The organism is Bacillus sp. 22446, from assembly GCF_052044955.1.
Taxonomy (GTDB): domain Bacteria; phylum Bacillota; class Bacilli; order Bacillales; family Bacillaceae; genus Bacillus; species Bacillus altitudinis.
In genome coordinates, this window is sequence record NZ_JBQEOD010000015.1 from 1 (window position 1) to 16,166 (window position 16,166).

The following is a 16,166-nucleotide window of genomic DNA, read 5'->3' on the forward strand; positions in this document are numbered from 1 at the left end:
TCCCCCTGTGAGAGTAGGACGCCGCCAAGCTTTTCAAAGGATCAGTTCCAATCGGAACTGGTCTTTTTTGTGTTTTAAAAAAGGAACAAACACTCGATCTGGCATGGATACATATACTAAACTATCATCTAAAACATTCTTAATTTTGTATACAATTGAAAGCGCTAGGGCATACTGAAGCTATAAGTGGAGGTGTCACAATGAGCAAAAAAGAGCGAGAAGCAATTTGTTTGATTTGTGAAGAGAAAAAAACAAAGGGAATTTATTTATATCATCAATTTTTATGCCGAGATTGTGAACGGAAGTTAATTTCTACATCAACCTCGGATCCTAGTTATGCTGATTATGTAAGAAAGCTTAAAAATCTTCATACGCCGCCTTTGTATTCATAGACCATTAGATGGTCTTTTTTTATGGGCAATCGGGGATTGGGCCTGTTTTTTGGAACTTAGTTTGGACATCAACCGTAATAAATAATAAGATAAACAGAGAGCCTGATTATTCATAGGAGTCGATGAACATGAAATCAATTTTTTACACATTTGTATGGGCCGTTCTCTCTACTCTTTTTTCGCTGGTGATTTTAACTGTCAGTATTGGTGTTTTCCATCATCATGTTGGATTGTCGATACTGTATGCGATGATTGGGTGGGGTGTGATGTTTGCAGGAAGCCGATGGGCTGCCTTCCAGTTGTTTTTGAAGAAACACGGACTGTCTCGTAGTGATTATGTATATATTAAACAGCACTTAAAAGAAGCTGGGCAAAAGCTGGTTCGTTTGAAGAAAGCTTTATTTGCTGTGAAGAACGTACAGACGATCAAGCATAATTATGAAATTCTTCGGCTTGCACGACGCATCTATACGATAACAAAAAAGGAACCGAACCGGTTTTATGATGCACAGCGGTTTTATTTTGAGAGTTTGGATTCTGTTGTTGAATTAACTGAGAAATATGCACTGCTGTATAATCAGCCGAATCGTAGCCATGAGCTTGAAATGACATTAAGCCAAACTCGAGTCACGCTGACTGAACTGCAAAAGCAATTAACGATTGATTTACAGCAAGTTTTAGGAAGAGATATAGAAGCACTTCATATTGAACTTGAAGTGGCCGATAAAATGATTAAAAAATAGACATGAAAGGAGTCAAACTCGATGAAACCAGAAGATCCAGTCATACCACCAGCCCGATCTACTACAGATCTTCCGTTTCGGGTGTTTGATACCTTATCTGATGAGGAAAAGCAGGAGGCGCTACAGCGAGCTGAGAAGATCCCTGACCATCCACAAAAACTGCTTTTCTATGGCACACGTGTGCAGGAACGATTGTTAGAACAATCAAAACAAATGATGCAATATGTGGAGAAAAAAGATATTGATCAAATCGGAGACGTTCTAGAAGCTTTTTTGCAGCAACTGCATTTAGTGGAGCCAGAGGATTTATTGCCAAAGAAGCGAGGCTTTTTTTTAAGGTTTTTTCAGCGAGAAAAGCGTTCTACTCAGGAGATCATATCTCGTTTTAAACAAGCAGAAGCACAGATAGAGAGATTGTCAGCAAGGCTTCGTTACGCCAGAGGCGTGTTAATTTCGGACCATAAGTTATTGGAGCGTTTATTTGAAGAAAATCAATCATACTTTCAAGAGATGACGTTACAGGTTGCAGCAGTTGAAGCAAAATTGACGCTGTTAGAGCGACATGCCCTAACAGAATCAACACAGTCACATGATCGGACATTAGAGGAGCAATTGATGAGTCGGGAAGTCGATGAAGAAGAATATATGGAGAGATTAAAAGAACGGAAGTATGATTTGCTGTTGAGCCGTCAAATTGCACTGCAATGTAATGCCCAAATTCGAATGATTCAGCATACAAACCATACATTAGCCAATCATATTCAATCAACTGTTTCCGCATCAATTCCTTTATGGATCAACCAAATGTCGATTGCGTTCAATCATATTCAGCAGCGAGCCAATTCAGCGCTTGAGCAGCGTATCCAGCAAACATATGAACAGGTATCGAAGCAGCAAGGACAGCTTCTTGAAGATGCATCCTTAACGCCTATAGATACGTTGAAAAAGGTTCAGCGCCAATTGGCCGAAACATTGCAGGAAACGTTGGAGGTAAAAGAACATGGGAGCCAAGAACGAGCACAATTAAAAAGCAGCATGTATGAGGCAGAGCAGAAGCTGGTGAATCATAAACCAATAAAGGAATGAGAATCCATCTTTCAGTTCACTTGTTTGAACGTTATAATAGATATAAGATATCGTTTAAGTGAAAAGGGTCGATTTGTTTGAAAACACCTTTATATACAGCATTATCACAACATGCGGAAAAGAAGCCCTATTCTTTTCACGTTCCGGGACATCACAATGGAGATGTCTTTTTTGATGAGGCACGGTCCTATTATGCATCTATTCTTCAGCTGGATGTGACAGAACTTGAAGGTCTAGATGATCTTCACCATCCGACTGGGGTGATTCAAGAGGCAGAGGATTTATTGGCAAAGCTATATGGAGCTAAACAAAGTTTTTTCCTTGTGAATGGCACAACCGTTGGCAATTTGGCAATGGTGATGTCTGCGTGTCAGGCTGGGGAGGGCATTTTCGTTCAGCGAAATTGTCATAAGTCTGTGTTCCATGCGATTGAGCTTGCGGGAGCGACGCCTATTATGTTAGAAACTGAGAGTGATCCGTACTTGCACGTCCCAACTCATGTGACGGAGGAAACAGTCAAACAAGCTATGGCGACACATCCTAACTGCCGGGCAATCGTTTTGACATATCCGAACTACTACGGACATGCAGCGGATTTATCAGGGCTCATTCAAATGTGTCATGAAGCTGGCATCATTGTATTAGTTGATGAGGCACATGGTGCTCATTTTGTATTAGGCGGTGCCTTTCCTCCATCTGCCCTTTCCTATGGAGCAGACGTGGTGGTACAATCAGCACATAAAACCCTTCCGGCAATGACGATGGGGTCTTATCTTCATCTTCAAGGAGACCGAATTGATGTGAAGCGGATAAAGACGTTATTAACGATGCTTCAAAGCAGTTCACCTTCCTATCCAATTATGGCTTCGTTAGATGTGGCGAGAGCTTATGTGGAGGAGTTGAAGGGAAAAGGGTTAATGGACGAAATCATGAGAGACTTGGCAAATCTGAAAGCACAGTTCAATATGATCTCCAATCTCGAAGTGGTTGAGTCTGACTCTTTACCTATGGATCCATTAAAATGTGTCATTCGTTCAACAAAAGGGCTGACAGGCTATGAACTCAAAAAGGTGCTTGAGTCGGTGGAGGTTCACCCAGAACTTGCGGATGAACATCAAGTCTTACTCGTTTTTGGTCTAGGACAGACAAAGGACGTTCCTTTTACAGCTATAGAGCAGGCTCTTCAGCAAAGTGATTCATTGCTTATAAAAAAAGAGCCTCAAACGGGATCGCTCTTCTTAGAGCACGATCAGCAAAAGCGAGATGTAGAAGCTGTTCCATTCGAAAAAGCAGCTGGCCGGATTAGTGCAGAATCGGTCATTCCCTATCCGCCTGGCATTCCTTTGATGATCAAAGGAGAACCTATTGAATCAGATCAAGTTGCGACGTTAAGCCGTTTGCTTGGGCATCAAGTTCATGTGCAAGCAAGTCAGGTGATTCACCAGAGAAAATTATATGTTTATATAGAAGAGGAGACACTATGAGCGGTATGTTTATTACGTTTGAAGGGCCAGAGGGTGCTGGAAAAACGACAGTGATTCGAAAAGTGTACGAAGAAATGGAACGTCAAGGCTATGCAGTGATGGCGACACGTGAGCCCGGAGGCATTGATATTGCAGAGCAAATTCGTGAAGTCATTTTAAATGAAAAAAATACAAAAATGGACGCAAAAACAGAGGCATTGCTTTATGCAGCAGCTAGAAGGCAGCATTTGGCTGAGAAAGTAGAACCGGCATTGAAGCGGGGGGAAACTGTTTTATGTGATCGTTTTGTAGACAGCTCCCTTGCTTATCAGGGCTATGCGAGAGGGCTTGGGATTGAAGAAGTCAAATCCATTAATGATTTTGCCATTGATGGCACGATGCCGCAAATGACCATTTATTTTTCCATTACACCAGAGGAAGGTCTAAAGCGAATTGATGCCAATCAAGGAAGAGAAAAAAATCGATTAGACATGGAAACACTGAATTTTCATCAAATGGTCAGAGAAGGATATGAGCTGCTGATTGCGCAATCACCAGAACGATTCCGTGTAGTAGATGCGTCTCAGCCTGTTCAGGATGTCTTTAATGAAGTGTTTCAGCTGATTCAGGACACATTAAAGAAAAATCAAATATGACCTCATTCCCAATCGTTGTTATAATATAGAGGAAGACATCGGCATGTCACCTGTGCCTAAAATGAAGGAGGCCATTCAAATGAAATTAATTGTTGCCGTTGTACAGGATCAAGATAGCAGCAAGTTATTGAAAATATTGACCGAACATCAATTCGGCGTGACAAAATTAGCTTCGACTGGTGGATTTCTAAAGTCTGGGAATACGACTTTTATCATTGGTTGCGATGATGTCCGAGTGGATAAAGCGTTACAGCTAATCAAGGAAAATTGCCGTAAACGAGATCAAATGATCGCGCCTGTATCACCAATGGGTGGAAATGCAGATTCATATGTACCATACCCTGTTGAGGTTGAAGTTGGTGGAGCTACCGTCTTTATTCTGCCAGTTGAACAATTTCATCAATTTTAAGGATGGGTTGCTGTGAAAATTAATCAAGATATGCGGCTGCTTTTAGAAAAGCGTGAACTTCAAGCGATGAAAGGAAGCCAAACTTCAGCATCGTTTAAATCATCGATGGAGACACAAAGCGGTAAACTGCGTTTAGAGCAGCTGACAGTCATGCTGAGCGATATCGAAGTCTTCGGCAAGAAACTGACAAAGTCACGAAACCTTAAAGATTTGGCTAGGTTTAAAGGACTTGTGAAACGCTTTGTAAAAGAAACAGTCGATAATGGATTAAATATAGAGACATCAAGGAGCTTTGACATTTATGGCAACACGCGAACACTCGCTTTAGTCAAAGCATTAGATGAAAAGCTGATTGAGTTAACAGAGGATATGATGAATCAGGAGAAACCCTCGATTGATTTGCTTGAACGTATTGGAGAAATAAAAGGTTTATTGATTAACCTTTACACATAGAGAGTGATAACATGGCAATTAGCTGGGATGACATGAATGAGTTGCAGCCGCGCGTCATGCGGCTGATTTTTAATAGTATTGATAAAGACCGACTGGCTCATGCTTACTTATTTGAAGGAAAAAAAGGGACAGGAAAGCTAGATGCTGCGATGCTTTTAGCGAAGAGCTTTTTTTGTTTGGAAGCAGGAGTGAAACCATGCGAGTCCTGTCAAAACTGCAAAAGAATTCAGTCTGGCAACCATCCAGATTTACATCTAGTGCAGCCTGACGGTCAATCAATTAAGAAGGCGCAAGTGCAGGCTTTGCAGGAGGAATTTACAAAAGCAGGCGTAGAATCGCATCGGAAAATGTATATCATTCTCCATGCGGACAAAATGACGGTCAATGCTGCGAACAGTTTATTAAAGTTCCTAGAGGAGCCCAACCGGGAAACGATGGCAGTTTTAATCACTGAACAATCGCATAAAATGCTGGATACGATTATTTCAAGATGTCAGATGCTTAGCTTTCAGCCGCTGCAGCCGCAATCTTTGGAGCAGCAGCTTTTACAAGAAGGCGTGTCTCAGGATCTCGCAAGGCTTTTGTCGAATTTAACCAATAATTTAGCAGAAGCACTCGAATTAAGTCGAAATGATCAGTTTGCAGAGTCTAGAGCGAAAGTGATAAAATTGTATGAAGTCTTACACCAGCGAAAAGAACATGCATTTTTTTATATACAAGATCAATGGATGCCTTTTTTCAAAGAGAAAGACCTTCAAGAAACTGGTCTTGATATGCTTTTATTTATATATCGTGATGTATTGTCGATTCAAATAGGAAATGAAGATAAAGTCATTTATCAAGACTTATTCCAGACAATGAAGCAGCACGCGCTGCATTCCACACAGCAAATGGTGACGAATCAGATCCTTGCTGTATTAGAAGCGAAAAAGAGACTTCAATCCAACGTGAATGCCCAAGGGCTAATGGAGCAATTGGTGTTGATGTTGCAGGAGGGATAAGCTTGTACAACGTAATTGGTGTTCGCTTTAAAAAAGCGGGCAAAATCTATTATTTCGATCCTAATGGATTTCATATAGAAAATGATAGTTGTGTCATTGTAGAAACGGTTAGAGGTGTTGAGTACGGGCAAGTGGTCATCGCCAATAAAAAAGTAGATGAACACGATGTGGTTCTCCCTTTGCGTAAGGTGATTCGCGTCGCAGACGAACGAGACCGGCTCATCGTTGAGGAGAACAAAGAAGCAGCGATGGCAGCCTTTGACACATGTCTTCAGAAAGTAAGTGAACACGGCCTGGAAATGAAACTGGTCGATGTCGAATTTACATTCGACCGCAACAAGGTCATCTTCTATTTTACAGCGGATGGCAGAGTAGATTTCCGTGAGCTGGTCAAGGATCTTGCATCTATCTTCAAGACGAGAATTGAACTTCGTCAAATCGGTGTAAGAGACGAGGCGAAAATGCTAGGCGGCATTGGTCCGTGTGGACGTATGCTTTGCTGTTCAACTTTCTTAGGAGATTTTGAACCTGTGTCCATTAAAATGGCAAAAGATCAAAACCTCTCGTTAAACCCTACCAAAATTTCAGGGCTTTGCGGCCGTTTAATGTGCTGCTTGAAATATGAGAATGATGAGTACGAAACAGCAAAAGAACAATTACCGGACATCGGTGAAACGATTCAGACGTCTAATGGCTCTGCAAAGGTAGTAGGGCTTAATATTTTAGAACGAATTTTGCAAGTTGAATTAACCGGGCAAGAAAAAGTGATAGAATATACTTGGGAAGAATTAATACAAGAAGGCGTTGTATCTGCACAAACAACTGAGTAACGAGGTGTGCCACCTTGGATAAAAAGGAACTATTTGATACGGTGATTAATTTAGAAGAACAAATCGGTTCTCTTTATCGCCAGCTAGGTGATTTGAAAAATCATATTGGTGAAGTGATTGAAGAAAATCATCAGCTGCAGATGGAGAATCAGCACTTGCGTGAACGTCTGGATCAATCCGATCGAGATAAATCGTCTGAGGCAGAGCATGATTCTGCCCAGAAGCCAAGTCATTCTGATATAGGAGAAGGTCATGATAACCTAGCTCGTTTATATCAGGAGGGCTTCCATATTTGTAATGTACATTATGGGAGCATTCGGAAAGAGGGAGACTGTTTGTTCTGTCTGTCATTTTTAAATAAAAAATGAGAAAAGGCTTCCGCTGAATCGGGAGCCTTTTTCACAGGAAAAGAAAGGATACATCATGGTTTCGTTAAGAGAAGATGAACGTTTAGACTACTTGCTTGCAGAAGATATGAAAATTATTCAAAGTAAAACGGTGTTCGCCTTTTCATTGGATGCAGTGTTATTAGCAAAATTTGCGTATGTGCCGATTCAAAAAGGGGAGATTATTGATCTTTGTACGGGAAATGGCATTGTTCCATTGCTGCTTTCGACGAGATCTAAAGCCTCTATTACAGGGGTTGAAATTCAAGAACGCCTGTTTGATATGGCAAAGAGAAGTGTGGCGCATAATCAACTTGAGCAGCAGATTGAGTTGATCCATGGTGATTTAAATGATATGCCTAAACGGTACGGAAACCACAAAGTAGACGTGATTACTTGTAATCCGCCATATTTTAAGACTCCTTCTAAGGATGAAATCAATGAAAATGAGTATTTGGCGATCGCACGTCATGAGATTCATTGTACATTAGAAGATGTCATTCGTGTTTCTTCCACTTTGTTAAAGCAAGGAGGCAAACTGGCAATGGTTCACCGCCCTGGACGGCTGCTTGAGATTGTTGAAATGATGAAGAAATACCGAATTGAGCCAAAACGAATTCAATTTGTATATCCGAAACAGGGAAAAGAAGCGAATACCATTTTAGTGGAAGGGATGAAAGATGGAAAGCCGGATTTGAAAATCCTCCCGCCGCTTTTTGTTTATGGAGAAGACCAAGAGTATACAAAAGAAATCAGGACGATACTGTATGGAGAAGCATAGTCATTATTTCTATGTATTGAAATGTGCAGATGGCAGTTTGTACGCTGGGTATACAAATGACTTACAAAAAAGGCTGACTGCCCATAATAGTGGGAAGGGTGCAAAGTATACGAGAGCTAGACGGCCGGTGGAACTCTATTACCACGAATGCTTTTTAACCAAAAGAGAAGCCATGCAACAGGAATATCGTTTCAAAACGTGGACACGTCGAAAAAAGGACATGTATATAGAAGAAAAGCGAATCAAAAAGGAGGCGGCACATGAAAAAGACACAAAAAAGCTTTGATGGTCAATCAGAAATGGGTATTCTTTATCTCGTACCAACCCCGATTGGAAACTTAGAAGATATGACATTTCGAGCGATACAAACGTTAAAAGATGTAGACTATATTGCCGCAGAAGATACGAGACAAACGAAAAAGCTTTGTCATGTCTATGAAATTGATACCCCATTAACGAGTTATCATGAACATAACAAAGATAGCAGTGGTCACAAGTTAATCGAATGGTTAAAAGAAGGAAAGAACATTGCACTCGTGAGCGATGCCGGTTTACCGACGATCTCTGATCCAGGAGCCGAAGTGGTTCGCGACTTTACGAACATCGGGGGCTATGTCATTCCGTTACCTGGTGCAAATGCAGCACTTACGGCGCTCATTGCGTCAGGAATCGCACCTCAGCCATTTTTCTTTTACGGTTTTCTTGATCGTCAAAAAAAGGAAAAGAAAAAACAGCTGGAAGCATTGAAGAAACGCCAAGAAACCATTATTTTCTATGAAGCGCCCCATCGGTTAAAAGAAACGCTGACTGTGATGAAAGAAGTGTGGGGGAACCGGAATATTGCCATTACGAGAGAACTGACAAAGAAATTTGAAGAGTTTATTCGTGGAGATTTAGAATATGCGCTGACCTGGGTGACAGAACAACAAATCCGTGGTGAGTTCTGTCTCGTCGTACAAGGAAATGATCAGGATGAAGAAGAACTGAATGAAGAAGCTTGGTGGAATTCTTTATCTGAAAAAGAGCACGTGATCCATTACATAGAGGAAGGGTTAACGTCAAAAGAGGCTATTAAACGTACTGCGGTCGAACGTGGTGTGCCAAAGCGGACGATCTATGATGCGTATCATATTGAACAATAAAGAAAGGTTCTTGCAAACGGTGCAAGAACCTTTTTATATAAAACTTATTTTTGTGATTGAAGTTGGTTTTGGATTTCGTTAATGATTTGCTCTGCACCTTCACGGCTAAGAACTAATTTACCATTAGCAAGTTTAAGGTTATCGTCTGATACTTCACCTGTTACTTGGCAAGTCATGTTTGGTTTATATTTTTTTAGGATAATTTTTTCATCATCAACATAAATTTCCAAAGCGTCTTTTTCTGCGATTCCTAACGTACGGCGAAGCTCGATTGGAATCACCACGCGTCCTAATTCGTCAACTTTACGTACAATACCTGTAGATTTCATCTTCATTCTCCTCCCAAAAAGTTCTTATTCTTAATATAATATTATCTTCGTCATTATTCGACAAATTCCTTACATTCCTAGCATAACAAGGTTTCCATAAATCGTCAATCATTTTGTTTACTATTGTTTGTAAAATATGACTCTTAAAGTCAAAGGACCTTGAAACTACCGGTGTATAAGGATTTTTCAGAATTTATCTATAAAAATATGAAAAATGACGATAACAGATTAACAAGACTTTTGCCCTAATTTAGCCAATTGTAAATCTGGAAATAGATTTCATACGACAATATTCGACAAAATGTCGAGCGGTTTATCGTTTTTTTCGAAAAACTCATCTTTTTCGTTCATTTCAATCTGTTCTATGTATATATGCTTGATCTTAAAGGCTAAGATGGTATCATAGAGAAAGCACAAGTGCAAAACATAATGAAATGATCTGACACATTTTAATGAAGTATGATGACCGCTCTCGTCCATTGGGCGGGAGTTTTTGACATTTACACACAAGCAGGAGGTTCCGACATGCCGGAAAAGAAAAAAACGTTTTATCTGACTACACCAATTTACTATCCGAGCGGAAAATTACATATTGGACATGCTTATACGACAGTGGCAGGGGATGCCATGGCTCGTTATAAACGTCTGCAAGGCTATGATGTGATGTATTTAACGGGTACTGATGAGCACGGACAAAAAATTCAGCAAAAAGCTGAAGAACAAAATATTACACCGATTGAGTATTTAGATCCTGTCGTTGCTGACATTAAATCATTATGGAAGAAACTCGACATTTCAAACGATGATTTCATTCGTACAACGGAAAAAAGACATACGAAAATCATTGAGCAAGTCTTTCAAAAGCTGCTTGATCAAGGAGATATTTATTTAGATCAATATGAGGGCTGGTACAGTATTCCTGATGAAACATTCTATACGGAAACACAGCTTGTTGATGTTGAGCGAAATGAGAAAGGGGAAGTCATTGGAGGGAAAAGCCCAGACAGTGGACACCCTGTTGAATTGATTAAAGAGGAATCATATTTCTTCCGTATGAGTAAGTATGCTGATCGCTTACTAGACTATTACGAAAAGAACCCGTCGTTCATTCAGCCTGAATCAAGAAAGAATGAAATGATTAATAACTTCATTAAACCGGGGTTAGAGGATTTAGCTGTATCAAGAACAACCTTTGATTGGGGCATTAAAGTACCTAATAATCCGAAGCACGTCATCTATGTATGGATTGATGCGTTATTCAACTACTTAACAGCGATTGGCTACGGAACCGATCAAGATGAAAAATATAAAAAATATTGGCCTGCCAACGTACACCTAGTCGGGAAAGAAATTGTACGATTCCATACAATTTACTGGCCAATTATGCTTATGGCACTTGATCTGCCGTTGCCAAAACAAATTTTTGCACATGGCTGGCTGCTCATGAAAGATGGAAAAATGTCTAAATCAAAAGGGAACGTAGTAGATCCTGTTACGTTAATTGATCGCTATGGTCTTGATGCTCTTCGTTATTATCTGCTACGCGAAGTACCATTTGGTGCAGACGGTGTGTTTACACCAGAAGGATTCGTGGAACGTGTAAACTATGACCTTGCCAATGATTTAGGAAACTTGCTTAATCGTACAGTGGCGATGGTGCAAAAATACTTCGACGGTACATTAAGCAGCTATAAGGGACCAGTCAATGAGTTTGATGAGGAACTAAAAGCTGTAGCTGAACAAACGGTGAAAGCCTATGAAGAAGCGATGGAAAACCTCGAATTCTCAGTGGCTCTTTCAAATGTTTGGACATTAATCAGCAGAACAAATAAATATATTGATCAAACAGCTCCATGGGTGTTAGCAAAGGATGAAACAAAACGAAAAGAACTGCATTCGGTGATGTACCATTTAGCAGAATCACTCCGAATCACAGCTGTGTTGTTAACGCCATTCTTAACAAAAACACCTGAGAAAATCTTCTTCCAGCTTGGAATTGAAGAAGAGAAACTCAAAAGCTGGGAAAGCATTCTTTCTTTCGGTGCGATCCAAAAAGCGACGGTACAAAAAGGTGAGCCATTGTTCCCTCGTTTAGAGGTTGAAGAAGAAGTGGCATACATTAAAGAGAAGATGCAGGGAAGTGCGCCTAAGGTAGAAGAAGAGACAGTTGAAATAGAAGAAACTGAATTACCTGAGCTGGGTGCCGAAATCGCCTTCGATGATTTTTCGAAAGTTGACCTTCGTGTAGCACAAGTATTGGAAGCAGCACCAGTGAAAAAAGCTGATCGTCTCTTAAAGCTTCAGCTTGATTTTGGATTTGAAAAGAGACAAATTGTCTCAGGGATTGCCAAGCATTATCAACCAGAAGAATTGGTAGGGAAGAAGCTCGTCTGCGTAGCGAATCTCACACCAGTTAAACTAAGAGGGGAAATTTCCCAGGGAATGATTTTAACTGGAGAAACTGGTGGTAAATTACAGGTTCTTGAAGTAGATCAATCTCTAGCAAATGGAACAAAAATTTTATAATTCAACAAAGGTGTTCCACGTGTAACATTTCGTCGAACACCTTTTGTTTTTCAGAAGAATTGTCGAAAGGAGCAATCAACCATGTTATTTGATACACATGCCCACTTAAATGCTGAACAATATAATGAAGACTTAGAGCAGGTGATTGAAAGAGCCAAAAGTGAAAAGGTAGAGAAGATTGTGGTGGTCGGGTTTGATCGTCCAACCATTACGAGAGCGATGGAGCTAATTGAAGCATATGATTTTATTTATGCAGCCATCGGCTGGCATCCTGTTGATGCCATTGATATGACAGATGAAGATTTGGCTTGGATCAAAGAATTATCTCAGCATGAAAAGGTTGTTGCCATTGGAGAAATGGGTCTAGATTACTATTGGGACAAGTCGCCAAAAGATGTGCAAAAAGAAGTCTTTAGACGTCAAATTGCTCTTGCGAAAGAAGTGAATCTACCAATTATCATTCATAACCGTGACGCTACGGAAGATGTAGTGACGATCTTAAAAGAAGAAGGAGCGGCAGAAGTTGGAGGAATTATGCACTGCTTTACTGGCAGCCTCGAAATTGCAAAAGCGTGTATGGAAATGAACTTTTATATCTCATTTGGTGGACCTGTGACATTTAAAAATGCAAAAAAACCAAAGGAAGTTGTAAAGGATATTCCAAGTGATCGTCTGTTGATTGAAACAGACTGTCCATATTTAACTCCAGCGCCATTTAGAGGGAAACGTAATGAGCCGAGTTATGTGAAATATATCGCAGAACAAATTGCTGAATTGCGAGAAATGAGCTTTGAAGAGCTTGCTGCATTGACAACAGAAAATGCGAAAAAAGTTTTCCGTATAAACTGACAGTATATGATGTCAATCCTTGTTTAAGCTTGTCCAATTGTGAAACATAACGAAAAAGTTCTACACGTTTGCGCCTCCTCATAGGATAAGTTGTCGATAAGTCTTTCTTCCCTTCCTTCCAAAAATCTCCCATAATAGGTTTACAATCGAGCATTTTTGTACAGTGGGTGGAAGGGTTGACAGGTTTTGAGATACTCTATATAATCTCTCCGAGGAGAAGGAGGCGTTTTTCATCGTACAAAAAATGAAAAATCTGTTTTCTGTCAAGCTAGGAAAAGGCAAGGTTTTATTTCTAGTCGCTTGCTTGCTTTTAGCTGGAACTGGGACGGCTTACGGTGCGCATGAGCTCACTAAGCAGTCTATTACCATTTCAATCAATGGCAAAGAGAAGACAATTCGTACACATGAAGAGACAGTAGCACAGCTGCTTTCAGACCTTGGAATAAGGACCAAGGCGGAGGATCATATCTCTCCAAGTCTAAATACAAAGATTCAAGACAACATGAACATTGTGTATGATGCGGCTAAACCGGTTCATCTCACCCTAGATGGGAAAGAGAAAACGATATGGACAACAGATCAGACGGTTGGAGCATTATTGAAGAATGAGAAGATAGATATTGGGAAGCACGATCAAGTCACTCCAGGAAAGAATGACAAGATTAAAAAGAATATGGATCTTGTGGTTCAGCAGGCCTTCCAGGTCAGCTTAAACGATGGAGGAAAGGATAAGAAAGTGTGGACCACTTCGACTACGGTCGCTGACTTTTTAAAGCAACAAGAGCTGAAGCTCAAGAAGCACGATAAGATCAAACCTGCGTTACATAATCACCTTTCTAAAAAAAGCGCAGATGTGAAGATCACTCGGGTGGAAAAAGTCACCGATGTAGTGGAAGAGAAAATTGCTTTTGATACCAAACATAAAAAGGATCGATCTCTTGAAAAAGGAAAAGAGAAGGTGCTTGAAAAAGGTGAAGAAGGTAAATTAAAGAAGCACTATGCCATTGTGAAAGAAAACGGCAAAGTGGTGTCTAAAGAATTAATTAAAGAGGTTACTGCAAAAGACAGTAAGGATCGTTTAGTGGCCGTTGGTACACAAGTGTCCAAGAAAGAACCTAAGGCGTCCCCTGCGGTTTCAAGAAGTAATGAATCGTCAGGAAAAGAGTTCTATGTGACGTCTACAGCCTATACAGCGAGCTGTGCTGGATGTACGGGCAGAACGTCTACAGGCTTTAATTTAAAAGCAAATCCAGGTGCAAAGGTCATAGCAGTTGACCCGAGTGTCATTCCGCTGGGCTCTAAAGTGTATGTGGAAGGCTATGGGTATGCCGTTGCATCAGACACTGGATCTGCTATAAAAGGGAATAAAATTGATGTGTTCGTCCCAAGTAAGTCGGCAGCTTATCAATGGGGAAATAAACGAGTGAAAATTAGAGTGCTCAAATAAACACATCAAATCATTTATATGAACAGAGGGCTTTGCGCACCCTCTGTTTTTTTGGTTATAATAGAAGCACTGTTTTCTAATTAATTAGACGCAAAAACAGCATGGAAGGTTTCATTTTTTGACAAAAAAATGTAGATTGTTTTTGCAAGCGGAGGAATACATGAAAATCAAAGAAATCATTGTGGTGGAGGGGCGTGACGACACTGCTAGAGTAAAAATGGCAGTTGATGCAGATACGATTGAAACGAATGGATCTGCCATTGGCGATACAGTCATTCAACAAGTGCGTCTTGCTCAGGAGACGAGGGGGGTTATCATTTTAACTGATCCTGATTTCCCTGGGGAAAAGATCCGTAAAACCATCGCAGAGGCTGTCCCTGGCTGTAAGCACGCCTTTTTACCAAAACACCTTGCGAAAGCGAAGCGGGACAAAGGAATTGGTGTCGAGCATGCTTCCTTGGATAGTATTCGAGAATGCCTTGCACATGTCCATGAGGAAATGGAAGAATCAGAAAGCGAGATTACGTTAGACGATTTATTTGACGCAGGCCTTATCGGAGGCGAAGCATCAAAACGCCGCCGCGAACGATTAGGTGTGCTTTTAAATATAGGATATACAAATGCGAAGCAGCTGCAAAAGCGTCTTCACATGTTCCAAATAACGAAAGAGGATTTTATTGCGGCCTTAAAGACCGTCATGCAGGAGGAAGCCGATGAATAAAGATATTGCCACGCCCATCAGAACGAAGGAAATACTGAAGAAGTACGGTTTCTCTTTTAAAAAGAGCTTAGGGCAAAACTTTTTAATTGATACGAATATTTTAGATCGCATTGTCGATCATGCAGAGATTACGGATGAGACAGGTGTAATTGAAATTGGCCCTGGTATCGGTGCGTTGACTGAACAGCTCGCCAAACGGGCAAAGAAAGTCACGGCTTTTGAAATCGACCAGCGACTATTGCCGATTTTAAACGATACGCTTTCTCCATATGATAATGTCACCATTATTCATCAAGACGTATTAAAAGCAGATGTAAGAAAGGTGATTGAAGAACAATTTGCTGACTGTAAAGAAGTAATGGTCGTAGCAAACCTTCCTTATTATGTGACGACACCAATTATTATGAAATTGCTTGAAGAAAACCTTCCATTGAAAGGAATCGTTGTCATGCTGCAAAAAGAAGTAGCAGATCGCATGGCCGCTGCTCCTTCATCAAAAGAATACAACTCTTTGTCGATTGCAGTGCAATTTTATACAGAAGCGAAGACGGTCATGGTTGTGCCGAAAACGGTTTTCGTCCCACAACCGAATGTGGATTCAGCGGTGATCAAACTAACTGTTCGTGAAACACCTGCAGTCTCAGTAGACAATGATACGTTTTTCTTTCAACTGATTCGTGCGAGTTTTGGCCAGCGCCGGAAGACATTGATGAATAACTTGATGAACAATCTGCCAGATGGCAAGAAACATAAAGCCATCATTGAAGAAGCCCTTGTAACAGCTGAGGTTGATGGGAAACGCCGCGGTGAATCATTGTCAATCGATGAATTTGCCCGTTTGTCCAATGTTTTACACAAAGCCCTCTCATAAGGGCTTTTCAGCGTGTAGACAAACCCTCGCATTCGGTGTCAGTCCTGCGCGCTGGTGCTCACGAATGTCAAATTCGCTCCG

General features: G+C 40.7%; 19 protein-coding genes. 18 read left to right on the plus strand and 1 reads right to left on the minus strand.

The window, feature by feature from the left end:
* Positions 1 to 200 precede the first annotated feature (200 nt).
* The 13 genes from ACTJJD_RS18635 (at position 201) to rsmI (ending at position 9,342) form a co-directional block, all read left to right on the plus strand.
* Entirely contained in the window at positions 201 to 392 is a 192-nt protein-coding gene (locus tag ACTJJD_RS18635; RefSeq protein ID WP_017359334.1) for a sigma factor G inhibitor Gin, read from the plus strand.
* A 128-nt stretch (positions 393 to 520) separates the two neighbouring features.
* Positions 521 to 1,135 (plus strand): 5-bromo-4-chloroindolyl phosphate hydrolysis family protein, encoded by a 615-nt coding sequence (locus tag ACTJJD_RS18640; RefSeq protein ID WP_046342403.1) that lies wholly within the window; start codon positions 521 to 523, stop codon positions 1,133 to 1,135.
* Between the two features lie 21 nt (positions 1,136 to 1,156).
* Positions 1,157 to 2,221: a toxic anion resistance protein gene (locus ACTJJD_RS18645; protein ID WP_440608737.1), complete on the plus strand. Its 1,065-nt coding sequence runs from the start codon at positions 1,157 to 1,159 to the stop codon at positions 2,219 to 2,221.
* A 77-nt stretch (positions 2,222 to 2,298) separates the two neighbouring features.
* Positions 2,299 to 3,705: an aminotransferase class I/II-fold pyridoxal phosphate-dependent enzyme gene (locus ACTJJD_RS18650; protein ID WP_440608738.1), complete on the plus strand. Its 1,407-nt coding sequence runs from the start codon at positions 2,299 to 2,301 to the stop codon at positions 3,703 to 3,705.
* On the plus strand, positions 3,702 to 4,340 hold the full coding sequence (gene tmk / locus ACTJJD_RS18655) for a dTMP kinase (protein ID WP_007496237.1): 639 nt from the start codon (positions 3,702 to 3,704) through the stop codon (positions 4,338 to 4,340). Before ACTJJD_RS18650 ends, tmk begins: the two co-directional genes overlap by 4 nt.
* A 79-nt stretch (positions 4,341 to 4,419) precedes the next feature.
* A complete protein-coding gene (locus ACTJJD_RS18660; protein ID WP_012008640.1) occupies positions 4,420 to 4,749 on the plus strand; it encodes a cyclic-di-AMP receptor in 330 nt (109 codons plus the stop codon).
* A gap of 12 nt (positions 4,750 to 4,761) precedes the next feature.
* Positions 4,762 to 5,202 (plus strand): YaaR family protein, encoded by a 441-nt coding sequence (locus ACTJJD_RS18665; RefSeq protein ID WP_035391564.1) that lies wholly within the window; start codon positions 4,762 to 4,764, stop codon positions 5,200 to 5,202.
* 11 nt (positions 5,203 to 5,213) lie between these two features.
* Positions 5,214 to 6,203, plus strand: a complete 990-nt coding sequence (gene holB, locus ACTJJD_RS18670; protein WP_007496231.1) for a DNA polymerase III subunit delta' — start codon at positions 5,214 to 5,216, stop codon at positions 6,201 to 6,203.
* Positions 6,204 to 6,205: 2 nt separating this feature from the next.
* Positions 6,206 to 7,033 carry a PSP1 domain-containing protein gene (locus ACTJJD_RS18675; protein ID WP_024719352.1) on the plus strand — a complete coding sequence of 276 codons (828 nt, stop codon included), beginning with the start codon at positions 6,206 to 6,208 and terminating at the stop codon, positions 7,031 to 7,033.
* A gap of 14 nt (positions 7,034 to 7,047) precedes the next feature.
* A complete protein-coding gene (yabA, locus tag ACTJJD_RS18680) occupies positions 7,048 to 7,401 on the plus strand; it encodes a DNA replication initiation control protein YabA (RefSeq protein ID WP_007496228.1) in 354 nt (117 codons plus the stop codon).
* A gap of 55 nt (positions 7,402 to 7,456) precedes the next feature.
* Positions 7,457 to 8,200 carry a tRNA1(Val) (adenine(37)-N6)-methyltransferase gene (locus ACTJJD_RS18685; RefSeq protein ID WP_017359328.1) on the plus strand — a complete coding sequence of 248 codons (744 nt, stop codon included), beginning with the start codon at positions 7,457 to 7,459 and terminating at the stop codon, positions 8,198 to 8,200.
* Complete coding sequence (locus tag ACTJJD_RS18690; RefSeq protein ID WP_046342410.1) at positions 8,187 to 8,486, plus strand: GIY-YIG nuclease family protein; 300 nt, start codon at positions 8,187 to 8,189, stop codon at positions 8,484 to 8,486. The genes ACTJJD_RS18685 and ACTJJD_RS18690 overlap by 14 nt, the downstream gene beginning before the upstream one ends.
* Positions 8,461 to 9,342: a 16S rRNA (cytidine(1402)-2'-O)-methyltransferase gene (gene rsmI, locus ACTJJD_RS18695; RefSeq protein WP_008341890.1), complete on the plus strand. Its 882-nt coding sequence runs from the start codon at positions 8,461 to 8,463 to the stop codon at positions 9,340 to 9,342. Before ACTJJD_RS18690 ends, rsmI begins: the two co-directional genes overlap by 26 nt.
* A 44-nt stretch (positions 9,343 to 9,386) precedes the next feature.
* Here the strand turns inward: rsmI and ACTJJD_RS18700 are convergent, their stop codons facing one another.
* Positions 9,387 to 9,677: an AbrB/MazE/SpoVT family DNA-binding domain-containing protein gene (locus ACTJJD_RS18700; protein WP_087975202.1), complete on the minus strand. Its 291-nt coding sequence runs from the start codon at positions 9,675 to 9,677 to the stop codon at positions 9,387 to 9,389.
* 519 nt (positions 9,678 to 10,196) lie between these two features.
* Between ACTJJD_RS18700 and metG the strand changes: the two genes are divergently transcribed.
* The 5 genes from metG (at position 10,197) to rsmA (ending at position 16,085) form a co-directional block, all read left to right on the plus strand.
* The gene (gene metG / locus ACTJJD_RS18705; RefSeq protein ID WP_008341884.1) at positions 10,197 to 12,197 is read left to right on the plus strand and encodes a methionine--tRNA ligase; all 2,001 of its coding nucleotides are present in this window, start codon (positions 10,197 to 10,199) and stop codon (positions 12,195 to 12,197) included.
* A gap of 81 nt (positions 12,198 to 12,278) precedes the next feature.
* Positions 12,279 to 13,046 carry a TatD family hydrolase gene (locus tag ACTJJD_RS18710; protein ID WP_007496220.1) on the plus strand — a complete coding sequence of 256 codons (768 nt, stop codon included), beginning with the start codon at positions 12,279 to 12,281 and terminating at the stop codon, positions 13,044 to 13,046.
* A 244-nt stretch (positions 13,047 to 13,290) separates the two neighbouring features.
* Positions 13,291 to 14,493 (plus strand): ubiquitin-like domain-containing protein, encoded by a 1,203-nt coding sequence (locus ACTJJD_RS18715; protein WP_440608739.1) that lies wholly within the window; start codon positions 13,291 to 13,293, stop codon positions 14,491 to 14,493.
* Between the two features lie 160 nt (positions 14,494 to 14,653).
* On the plus strand, positions 14,654 to 15,214 hold the full coding sequence (gene rnmV, locus ACTJJD_RS18720) for a ribonuclease M5 (protein ID WP_008341876.1): 561 nt from the start codon (positions 14,654 to 14,656) through the stop codon (positions 15,212 to 15,214).
* Positions 15,207 to 16,085, plus strand: coding sequence for a 16S rRNA (adenine(1518)-N(6)/adenine(1519)-N(6))-dimethyltransferase RsmA (gene rsmA, locus ACTJJD_RS18725; protein ID WP_024719357.1), 879 nt, complete (start codon positions 15,207 to 15,209; stop codon positions 16,083 to 16,085). Before rnmV ends, rsmA begins: the two co-directional genes overlap by 8 nt.
* Positions 16,086 to 16,166 lie beyond the last annotated feature (81 nt).

Bases quoted from the DNA above. Each gene is read 5' to 3' on its own strand.
- rnmV (WP_008341876.1), top strand. From the start codon at position 14,654: ATGAAAATCAAAGAAATCATTGTGGTGGAGGGGCGTGACGACACTGCT.
- ACTJJD_RS18715 (WP_440608739.1), top strand. From the start codon at position 13,291: ATGAAAAATCTGTTTTCTGTCAAGCTAGGAAAAGGCAAGGTTTTATTT.
- ACTJJD_RS18710 (WP_007496220.1), top strand. From the start codon at position 12,279: ATGTTATTTGATACACATGCCCACTTAAATGCTGAACAATATAATGAA.
- ACTJJD_RS18700 (WP_087975202.1), bottom strand. From the start codon at position 9,677: ATGAAGATGAAATCTACAGGTATTGTACGTAAAGTTGACGAATTAGGA.
- ACTJJD_RS18645 (WP_440608737.1), top strand. From the start codon at position 1,157: ATGAAACCAGAAGATCCAGTCATACCACCAGCCCGATCTACTACAGAT.
- ACTJJD_RS18660 (WP_012008640.1), top strand. From the start codon at position 4,420: ATGAAATTAATTGTTGCCGTTGTACAGGATCAAGATAGCAGCAAGTTA.
- ACTJJD_RS18640 (WP_046342403.1), top strand. From the start codon at position 521: ATGAAATCAATTTTTTACACATTTGTATGGGCCGTTCTCTCTACTCTT.
- rsmA (WP_024719357.1), top strand. From the start codon at position 15,207: ATGAATAAAGATATTGCCACGCCCATCAGAACGAAGGAAATACTGAAG.
- rsmI (WP_008341890.1), top strand. From the start codon at position 8,461: ATGAAAAAGACACAAAAAAGCTTTGATGGTCAATCAGAAATGGGTATT.
- ACTJJD_RS18635 (WP_017359334.1), top strand. From the start codon at position 201: ATGAGCAAAAAAGAGCGAGAAGCAATTTGTTTGATTTGTGAAGAGAAA.
- metG (WP_008341884.1), top strand. From the start codon at position 10,197: ATGCCGGAAAAGAAAAAAACGTTTTATCTGACTACACCAATTTACTAT.
- tmk (WP_007496237.1), top strand. From the start codon at position 3,702: ATGAGCGGTATGTTTATTACGTTTGAAGGGCCAGAGGGTGCTGGAAAA.
- ACTJJD_RS18685 (WP_017359328.1), top strand. From the start codon at position 7,457: ATGGTTTCGTTAAGAGAAGATGAACGTTTAGACTACTTGCTTGCAGAA.
- ACTJJD_RS18690 (WP_046342410.1), top strand. From the start codon at position 8,187: ATGGAGAAGCATAGTCATTATTTCTATGTATTGAAATGTGCAGATGGC.
- holB (WP_007496231.1), top strand. From the start codon at position 5,214: ATGGCAATTAGCTGGGATGACATGAATGAGTTGCAGCCGCGCGTCATG.